The sequence below is a fragment of the Aeromonas sp. QDB18 genome (assembly GCF_027705325.1).
Classification (GTDB): domain Bacteria; phylum Pseudomonadota; class Gammaproteobacteria; order Enterobacterales; family Aeromonadaceae; genus Aeromonas; species Aeromonas caviae.
Genome location: NZ_JAPDBQ010000289.1, coordinates 1 through 1254, shown reverse-complemented (window position 1 = coordinate 1254; position 1254 = coordinate 1). Strand labels below are relative to the sequence as shown.

2 pseudogenes are annotated in these 1254 nt (G+C 49.4%); one reads left to right on the top strand and one right to left on the bottom strand.

The features are described 5' to 3' along the window. Positions 1-78 precede the first annotated feature (78 nt). A pseudogene (locus OKC30_RS20910) lies at positions 79-555 on the bottom strand (transposase); the annotation flags it as partial. Positions 556-1085: 530 nt separating this feature from the next. Here OKC30_RS20910 and OKC30_RS20905 point away from each other — a divergent pair. Next, positions 1086-1196 (top strand): annotated as a pseudogene (locus OKC30_RS20905) (IS5/IS1182 family transposase); the annotation flags it as partial. Positions 1197-1254: the final 58 nt, after the last annotated feature.

Here is a 1254-nt window from a genome sequence, read left to right as displayed (position 1 = left end):
TCACGCAAGAGGCAATAGTGGATCACCGGACGATCGTCTCATTTTTTACCTGTCAACTGGTCTGGGTGAACCGTTACGATCCAGCGGCCGGTTTTGCCATTCGTGGACCTGCTCGATGACACGTTCGGTCACCTTCGATACCAGCCCCGCCGAGATGTCGGCGTCATACATCTCTTTGAACGCGTCCACGATATCGCGCGTGCTCAAGCCTTTGGCGTAGAGGGCGAGGATCTGGTCGTCCATCTGGGTCAGGCGGGACTGGCCCTTGCGGACAAACTGAGGCTCGAAGGAGGCGTTACGGTCACGAGGCGCCTGGATGGTGACCTCTCCATGCTGGCCTTTTAGGCGCTTGATGGAATAGCCATTGCGATTGTTGCCGGTCCCGCGGCCTTGTGGAGCGTGTTTCTCATAGCCCAGATGCTCGTCCATCTCGGCATTGAGCGCGGTCTCGACGGTAAGCTTGATCAGCTGTTGGGTGAGGGTGCCGAGATCTTTTTCAGATTTGATGTCTTTGGCCAGCTCAGCGGCCAGTGCTTTGAGTTTGTCTTGGTCCATTTCGGCTTACCCACGAAGGTATCCTTTTGAAAAAGTTACTTATTCGTGGGCGGTTACACAATTGGATTTACAGGCTCTGAAGCGATTTTTAAGCGCCTTGTTATGCTAACGGCCTTTGACACAAACACCTTTAATTTGGCCACTCTCTTTGTAGCATTTGTTGCTCACACCACAATCGGTATCAAACGAACACGTGTCTCCATAGGTGCGATCAAGGTCTAATGGGTCTCTGACGGGCACTCGATCATTGCTGTTACCAGGATTCATGCCACCGGCACAAATACCATAGATATTTCCTTGCGATTTAACGCACTTACTACCAACCCCGCAGTCAGTGTCAAATGAACAAGCGAAAGCTTGATACGACGCAAGACTAAAGATTAAAGCTAGGGTGATTTTTAGTGATTTCATTGGTTTTCTCCTTTTTGAGCATAACGCTTTTTATACAGCAGACAGCCTTAAGGAAGGTGCGAACAAGTCCCTGATATGAGATCATGTTTGTCATCTGGAGCCATGGAACAGGGTTCATCATGAGTCATCAACTTACCTTCGCCGACAGTGAATTCAGCAGTAAGCGCCGTCAGACCAGAAAAGAGATTTTCTTGTCCCGCATGGAGCAGATTCTCATATACAGGACCTTAAGAAAACACTTCATTTGAAATTCCTTCTAAGGTCCTGTTCTGTATCGATTTTCGCTGC